9 protein-coding genes are annotated in these 7,778 nt (G+C 52.7%); 2 read left to right on the top strand and 7 right to left on the bottom strand.

Annotated elements, in window-relative coordinates:
• The 5 genes from QZP87_RS00065 to queA form a co-directional block, all read right to left on the bottom strand.
• On the bottom strand, positions 1-464 hold a 464-nt coding region (locus tag QZP87_RS00065; RefSeq protein WP_291320885.1), incomplete at its 3' end, for a 2-oxoacid:acceptor oxidoreductase family protein.
• On the bottom strand, positions 461-1,216 hold the full coding sequence (locus QZP87_RS00060; protein ID WP_291320884.1) for a thiamine pyrophosphate-dependent enzyme: 756 nt from the start codon (positions 1,214-1,216) through the stop codon (positions 461-463). The genes QZP87_RS00065 and QZP87_RS00060, both read right to left, overlap by 4 nt.
• 94 nt (positions 1,217-1,310) lie before the next feature.
• Positions 1,311-2,363: a 3-methyl-2-oxobutanoate dehydrogenase subunit VorB gene (locus QZP87_RS00055; RefSeq protein ID WP_291320883.1), complete on the bottom strand. Its 1,053-nt coding sequence runs from the start codon at positions 2,361-2,363 to the stop codon at positions 1,311-1,313.
• Entirely contained in the window at positions 2,356-2,613 is a 258-nt protein-coding gene (locus QZP87_RS00050; protein ID WP_008871640.1) for a 4Fe-4S binding protein, read from the bottom strand. The genes QZP87_RS00055 and QZP87_RS00050 overlap by 8 nt, the downstream gene beginning before the upstream one ends.
• Before the next feature lie 25 nt (positions 2,614-2,638).
• Complete coding sequence (gene queA, locus QZP87_RS00045; protein ID WP_291320882.1) at positions 2,639-3,721, bottom strand: tRNA preQ1(34) S-adenosylmethionine ribosyltransferase-isomerase QueA; 1,083 nt, start codon at positions 3,719-3,721, stop codon at positions 2,639-2,641.
• A 312-nt stretch (positions 3,722-4,033) separates the two neighbouring features.
• Between queA and queD the strand changes: the two genes are divergently transcribed.
• Positions 4,034-4,420, top strand: a complete 387-nt coding sequence (gene queD, locus QZP87_RS00040) for a 6-carboxytetrahydropterin synthase QueD (RefSeq protein ID WP_291320881.1) — start codon at positions 4,034-4,036, stop codon at positions 4,418-4,420.
• On the opposite strand, the gene QZP87_RS00035 is transcribed toward queD, so the two are convergent.
• On the bottom strand, positions 4,421-5,425 hold the full coding sequence (locus tag QZP87_RS00035) for an HD domain-containing phosphohydrolase (protein WP_291320880.1): 1,005 nt from the start codon (positions 5,423-5,425) through the stop codon (positions 4,421-4,423).
• 49 nt (positions 5,426-5,474) lie between these two features.
• On the bottom strand, positions 5,475-6,881 hold the full coding sequence (gene pyk / locus QZP87_RS00030) for a pyruvate kinase (protein WP_291320879.1): 1,407 nt from the start codon (positions 6,879-6,881) through the stop codon (positions 5,475-5,477).
• A gap of 211 nt (positions 6,882-7,092) precedes the next feature.
• Here pyk and mraZ point away from each other — a divergent pair, with 211 nt between their 5' ends.
• Positions 7,093-7,551, top strand: a complete 459-nt coding sequence (gene mraZ / locus QZP87_RS00025) for a division/cell wall cluster transcriptional repressor MraZ (protein WP_291320886.1) — start codon at positions 7,093-7,095, stop codon at positions 7,549-7,551.
• Positions 7,552-7,778: the final 227 nt, after the last annotated feature.

Below are 7,778 nucleotides of genomic sequence, written 5' to 3'. Positions count from 1 at the left end.
GCAAGACTGTCCTTGACCACCTGCAGGGGAACTATCCCGGTGACCTCTACATATGCCCCCAGGGCCACCATATTGGCCAGCCTGGGATTGCCCAGATCGTCGGCGATGTCGTTGGCCTTTATCCCCCTGGCGTGAAGACGGCTTGAGTCGGCAAGCCCGGGCTCCACCTGGGAAGCATTGAACACTACTGTGCCCCCCTTTTTCACCCGGGGCTGAAACTTTTCCATGGAAGGCCGGTTCATGGCAATGAGGGTCCAGGGGCTTTTGACAATGGGTGAACCCACTTCCTGGTCCGAGATGACCACGGTGCAGTTGGCTGTGCCGCCGCGCATTTCCGGACCGTATACGGGTATATAAGTCACATGCAGCCCGGACTGCATGGCTGAAACCGCCAGCAGGTTGCCCATGAGCATCACCCCCTGGCCCCCGAAACCTGCGATTATTACGTCCTGGTACACGCTCATTGTGCTTCTCCTGCAACATCCTTGTGTATCCCCAGGGGAAAGCAGGGTATCATCTCATTGTCCACCCGGGCATTGGCATCCAGGGCATTCATGCGCCAGTTGGTGGGACAGGCGGCCAGAAACTCCACAAAACCGAAGCCCAGACCCTGTTCCTGGACCTCAAAGGCCCTGCGCAGGGCTTTTTGGGCCTTTTTCAGATTCTTAATGTTGTTTACAGCCACTCTTGCTGCAAAACTTACCCCCTGCAGCCTGGACATTATCTCGGTCATCTGCATGGGATAACCATCAGACCCGGACTGTCTGCCCAGAGGGGTGGTGGTGGTTTTCTGACCCAGCATGGTTGTGGGGGCCATCTGCCCCCCGGTCATACCGTAGACGGTGTTGTTCACGTAGACTACGGTGATCTTTTCCCCCCGGTTGGCGGCGTGCATGATCTCGGCCAGGCCGATGGAGGCCAGGTCCCCGTCTCCCTGATAGACCAGCACCAGGCTGTCCGGTGAGCTTCTCTTGACCCCGGTGGCCACTGCCGGAGCCCTTCCATGGGGAGCTTCCAGGGTATCCACCAGTACGTAGTTGTAGATAAAGGCTCCGCAGCCGATTGCAGCCACGCATATGCTTTTCTGAGCCAGCCCGGCGTCTTCCAGTCCGGAGGCCAGCATCTTGTGTACAATGCCGTGATGGCAGCCCGGACAGAAATGTGTGGGCACATCCGCCAGAATATCCGGCGATTTGTAGGCCAGTACTTCCTGCATGTTGTTTGCTCCTTGAATATCCTAAACCAGGTTCCACTTTGCGGGCATAAAAATATCACCTGCCGGGTTTTAATACCCCGGCACACCAGCACGTTTATCCTGTAAGTTCCTTGAGTATGGGCTCCTCGAAATCCTCAGGGGTAGGCAGGTTGCCCGGCAGGTGTCCATAAAAACCGCTTTCAGCAAGCCCGCAGATGGACAGACGCACATCCTCCACCATCTGGCCCATATTGTGCTCAATGGTCATAAAGCGTTTGCCCTGGCGGGCCAGATCCTGCAGAGCAGGCGCAGGAAAAGGAAAAAGGGTTATGGGACGCAGAAGCCCCACCATATGGCCCTCTTTACGCAGCTTACGCACTGTAGACTTGACAATGCGCCCAATGGAACCGAAAGCCACCACCACAAGCCGGGCGTCAGAGGTTAAAAACTCTTCATGCCGGATTTCTTTGCGGGCCTTTATATACTTTTCCTGCAGGTCCTGGTTGTGCCTGCCCAGGGTACCCTCGGCCAGGCGCAGGGACCGGATGATACGGGGACTGCGCTCCCCCGAGCCTTCAAGCCTCCAGGAGGCCGCCTCCTGGAGATCCGGACCGGCTGGCTCCCGGGTGTCAATGGGCTCCATCATCTGACCCAGGATGGCGTCCCCAAGGATCATTACCGGATTGCGGTACTCAAAAGCCAGGTCAAAGGCCTCAAAAGTCAAATCATAAGCCTCCTGCACACTGCCCGGGGCCAGCACAATCTGGCGGTAGTCCCCGTGGCCGCCGCCCTTTACCGCCTGGAAATAATCCCCCTGGGAAGGACCAATATCCCCGAGTCCCGGCCCGCCCCGGCTGATATTTACGATGACCCCGGGCAGATCGCTGCCGGCCATGTAGGATATGGCCTCCTGCTTCAGGGATATACCCGGGCTTGAGGATGAAGTCATGGCCCGCACCCCGCAGGCCCCTGCCCCCAGAAGCATGTTGGCCGCTGCGATCTCGCTTTCGGCCTGGATGAACTCCCCTCCTGATACGGGCAGGACCCTGGACAGATACTCGGGTATGTCGTTCTGGGGAGTTATGGGGTAGCCGAAATAGCACCTGCAGCCGGCGTCCACAGCCCCCCTGGCGATGGCCTCGTTGCCCTTGACGAATATCCTAGACATGCTCTTCCTCCAGGTTTTCAGCGCCGGCCCTGTCCTTTTTACTGCGGTAAACCACAAACACCTCGTCGGGACATATCTCGGCACAGAACCCGCATCCTTTGCACACGCTCATATCCTGGTTCTTCACCCGGATCACCTTGTACCCCTGCCTGTTGGGCCTGTCCGCCTGCTCCAGCATATCCACCGGGCAAACAAGGGTACACAGAAGGCACCCTTTGCACCTTTCCTCGCGAATTATCACCCTGGACATCTATCCTCCCCCCGATCAAATAAATTTATTTTATAAACATGGCATCGCCGTAGGAAAAAAAACGAAAACCCTTCTCCCTGGCGTATTGGTAGCTGTGCAGTATTTTTCGCCTGCCTGCAAAAGCGGATACCATAATTAAAAGAGATGATTTGGGCAAATGAAAGTTGGTGATGAGCTGGTCCACAGCTTCAAATTTAAACCCAGGATAGATATACAGATCGCTCCAGCCTGTAAAAGGCTCCACCCGGCCCTTCATCCTGCAGACACTCTCCAGGGTGCGCACCGTGGTGGTTCCTACGGCCACCACCTTGCGTCCCTGTGCCCTGGCCGCCCGGATGCTCTCTGCAGCCTGGGATCCCACCTCGATGTACTCCGGGTGCATCACATGCTGCCTTATATCCGCGGACTTCACCGGGCTGAAAGTGCCGTATCCCACGTACAGGCAGACCTCCGCCCACATGCAGCCCAGGTCCTCAAGCCGTTGACAAAGCTGCGGAGTAAAATGCATGCCTGCGGTGGGTGCTGCCACAGAACCCTGCTTGTCCGGATGGGCATATACGGTCTGATAACGGTTGACATCCTGGGGCTCATCCTGTCTTTTGATGTAGGGAGGAAGGGGTACATGGCCGTAGCGCACGAAAAAATGCCCCAGGTCCCCGGTCCAGAAAAGATCACCCTTGGCCCTGCCCTGGTCCAGGTCCTGCACAAGCCTGAAGCGCACATTTTCCGCGAAATAAACCCAGTCCCCGGGCCTTGGGCGTCTGGAAGCCCGGACAAGGCACTCTACCCGGGCCTTTTTTTCCCCGTTTTCCATGACCGGACTTATAAGAGGCAGCGGGGTTAGAAGCAGGAACTCCACAGACCCGGAACTTTCTTTGCGGCCCATGAGCCTTGCCGGCAGCACCTTTGAAGTGTTCACCACCAGAAGCGAGCCCGACTCCAGGTATTGGTCAATGTTTTCAAACCTGTCCTCCTGCAGCTCACCACCCTGCCTGTCCAGAATCAGGAGCCTGGATTGACTTCTGTCCGGGGTGGGCCAGGAGGCTATCCTGGCCGGATCCAGCTCGTATTCATAGTTTTCAAGATCAAAATCTTCGGGGATAGTCATGGATGGCTTTTAGTGCAACTGCCTCCTGAAATCCACCCTAAAAGATGTGACTGCAAAAAGTCATTTTTGCAGTCACAGACGTCAGAGATCAGAGATCAGAGGTCAGAGGTCAGTAAAATCAAAGAGTTATATAGATTGTTGATTTCTGAATTTTTCATTCCCCGACTTTTTGCAGGTGCACCCTATAAGTGCACCTGCAATGCCCGGCCCAAAAGCCTCAAGTATTTCCAGAATTGACAGCACCTGTAAAAATCAATAATCAAACCCTGACAATCTGCAGACTTTTTTATTAATTCAAAACTAGGAGAGGACATGGCCGGACCAAGGTATTGTCTCCGGGTGAGCTCGGATTTCAGTTCATCGCATCAATTACATAACTACGGGGGAAAGTGCGAAAACCTGCACGGACACAATTTTTTGGTGGAAGCACAGGTATGCGGGGAAAAGGTGGATCCCGACACAGGCATGCTCATAGATTTTAAAGAATTGAAAAAAAATTTGCAGGCGGTACTTGAGGAACTTGACCACAAACATCTCAATGACCTGCCCTACTTCCAGCAGACCAACCCTTCATCAGAAAATCTGGCCTGCTTCGTTTACCAGGGTCTGAAATCCCGTCTAAAAAGCAGGAAAATCTACCTGGACTGGGTCATGGTAGCGGAAAAAAACAGCTCCAGGGCCTATTACAGCGAAACCTGATCAATCCTGAGAAAAAGTTTTAATATTCTGGGAAATTCTTCGCAGCTTACTGCACAGCTTGGCATCGTACTTGGTTTTAGCCCGGGCCAGTTCTTCCACGCTCTTGGAGATGTCTTGAGCTCCGGTGCCCTGGCTTAAGTAATCCTGCCAGAAGGCATGCACCAATGCAGCCAGTTTTCCATAATAGCTGATTTCAGGCTCCTTGATTCCCCTGGGAATTCCTGATCCGTCCAGGAGTTCCTTATGTTCCAGGTGACACTTGAGCACTGCCTCCTCCATAACATCCAGCTTGCGCATAATGCCGGCCCCAACTATGGGATAGTTGGTCATCTTGTCCTGCTCTTCCATGGACAGTCTGGTCTTTTTTTCCCGGATGAAGGCCGGGATTTTGGACATACCCAGCATATGAGTCAAAAGTCCCAGGGCAAGGTTGTCCAGGTGTTTGCGTTTGAAGCCGTCCTTCTGCCCGTCAATGAAAAGTGCCAGACCCAGGACGGTGCTGTTGTAGCACAATTTTGCCCAGGAATAATCAGGGTGCAGCACTTTAAGAAGGTTATTGACCCTGAAGTGGTCTTCCCACAGGTATTGAGTCATTACCAGACAATCACTCCTTAACTTTTCCAGGGCCACCAGCACCGGCTGATCAAAAAAATCTGAAGTCTTATCAGTCAGGGCTTGTCTGATGATGTATACCACTTCCCCGGTGGTCAGGTTTTTGTCTACCAGCACCAGATCCAGTTGCCTGCTGATGTGCTTGGCATAAATTTTGTGGTCTGAACGGGCAACAAAAATCTGACCCTTACTTGATAAAGCTTGCAGGTCTTTTTGCATGTTCTGGTCCAGACGCCTGTCAGCATAGTAATAGGGCTGCAACTGCCCAACGTCCTCCTTGAATCTGTACAGGTTGAGGGGCAGACGGAACTTGGGGAAACTGGCCAGAATATCCGGGGAAACCTGGTAATATTCTTCATTTAGAGTATCACTGTCCATCTGTTTAACACTCATCACTATTCCTTGAAATAAACGCTGTCGGTGATTGTGTATCAGTCATCCCCTACTTTCTGTAAATCTTGAGCAGATTGGTGGGTGAGCTTTCCACCCCGGCCTTGGGGTGGCCAGCAGTTATGATCAAGTCCTCCCCGCTCATAAAGCCTGAAAACTCCTCTACGAATTTCTCTGTACGCTGCAGATGATCATGGGGTTCTTCAGGTATGTGCACCGGCACCACCCCCCAGGAAAAATTCATGAACTTCTGGGTGTCCCACCTGGGGCTCAGTCCGAAAATGGTCTGCCTGGGCCTGCAGGAACTGATCAGCCTTACCGTTGCCCCGGAATCGGTATGCGCCACCAGTGCTTTGGCCCTGATTTTTTCAGCCAGAAGACAGGCATTGTATCCGATGAAGTTTTCCGAAACCTGCTTTTTGGGCTCTATAGGACTGGTGCCCAGTTCAAAGAAAAACTGTTCAGCTTCTTCAGCAATCTCACGCATGTAGCCCACCGCCTGCACAGGGTACTGACCGATGGCTGTTTCCTCCGAGAGCATGAGGCAGTCGGTCCCGTCCAGGACGGCATTGGCTACGTCTGTGGTCTCTGCCCGGGTGGGCATAGGGTTGCTGACCATAGAAAGAAGCATCTGGGTAGCAACAATTACCGGCTTGGCAGAGTGGTTGCAAGCGGCGATGATCCTTTTTTGCAGTGTCGGCACTGAAGAAAGTGGGCATTCCAGGCCCAGATCTCCCCGGGCCACCATGATCCCGTCGGCGATTTTCAGAATCTCCTCCAGGCGGTTGACTGCAACCTGTCTTTCCAGCTTGGCGATCACCGGGATCCAGCGCCCTGTTTTCTCTATGACGTGCTTGGCGCTGGAGACATCTTCCGGGCACTGCACAAAGGACATGGCCACCGCGTCTATGCCCATGTCCAGGCCGGCGGCCAGGTCTTCGCGGTCCTTGTTGGTCAGAGCTGCAATGGAGGCCTTGAGGCCGGGAAAGTTGATGCCCTTGCGCGAAGTGATAATGCCGCTGTTTTCAGACCTGAGTCTGAGCACCTCTCCGTTTTTCTCCAGGATCTCGAAGCTTAAGCCTCCGTCACTGACCCGGACCTCGGCACCCGCCTTCAGATCCTTGATGATCTCCTTGTGGTCGAAAGGCAGATACGGATCATGGCTGTCCATGTAATCCGAAGGACCCATGAACAGTTCATCCCCGACATTAATGCTTAAGGGGGATTCCTTGAGCTCCCCTGCCCTTATTTTGGGGCCGGACAGGTCCTGCATTATGGTTATTCCATGCTGCAGCTCATCCTCGACGCTGCGCAGGCTCCTGATGATATGCTCGAAATCCCCGGCGCTTCCGTGGGAAAAGTTGAGCCGGAAAATCCGCACCCCCTGCTCCACAAGACGCTTCATCATGAATCTTTCATTACAAGAGGGACCTATAGTTGCGATTATCTTGGTGTGCATATTAAAAATCCTTTTTGAAAACTGATTTTTATCCATGGGTTGCGGGCACAGCCCGCCTTTTAGTGATAATGCTTAATTCAAATATAATGAGTGCTTAACTAAAAAAAAATCTAAAATCAAGCTGAATAGAAAAAAAATTCCATTTTATGCTTGACTTTTACTTGCCTCATAACTTTTAAGGTGGTAAATAGTGGTAAATAGTGGTTAGCTAATCATGTTCAGAGGTCATAGTCAGCGAAGCATAGATCCCAAGGGAAGGCTTATGCTGCCCCCCGAATTCAGGGAAATAATCATGGAGAACTCTCCTGAGGGCAGAGTTATGCTTACCAATTTTGACGGCTGTGCCGTGGGATACCCACTACCTGAGTGGGAAAGAATTGAACACAGTTTTAATCAGCTCAACATGGCCAATCGCAAATTCAGGGATTTCCACCGCTTCTTCATCTCCGGGGCCACGGAAATCCCCCTGGACAAGCAGGGACGTCTGCTGGTGCCTCCTTACCTGCGCACTTACGCGGGCATGAACAAGGAAGTCATCTTGGCTGGTGTGGGGAGAAAATTCGAGATATGGGATATGCAACGTTTTGAGATGCAGCGTAAGCAGATGGAGCAGGACTTTGACGGCATTATGGATTCCCTGGCGGAAAACGGATTCGAACTGAGATTTTAACACTGCAGCCATATTACTTTTGAACAGGTATCTGTTCAGCGCTTTGCATGTAGCACGGGGACTGGCTTTCCTTAAAAACGCTAACACTACAGCGAACCTTATAAAATTTTATGCCAAATTGGGGACAGGCACCCCCGCACTTATTTTTATTAAAAATGATCTTGGTTTTATTGGAAAAAATAAGTGCGGGGAGAGCCAGTCCCCGCAGGTCAATCATAAGTTTCGCT

Source organism: Desulfonatronospira sp. (genome assembly GCA_003563255.1).
In the GTDB taxonomy this organism is placed as follows: domain Bacteria; phylum Desulfobacterota; class Desulfovibrionia; order Desulfovibrionales; family Desulfonatronovibrionaceae; genus Desulfonatronospira.
This window is presented reverse-complemented; position numbering and strand designations above follow the sequence as displayed.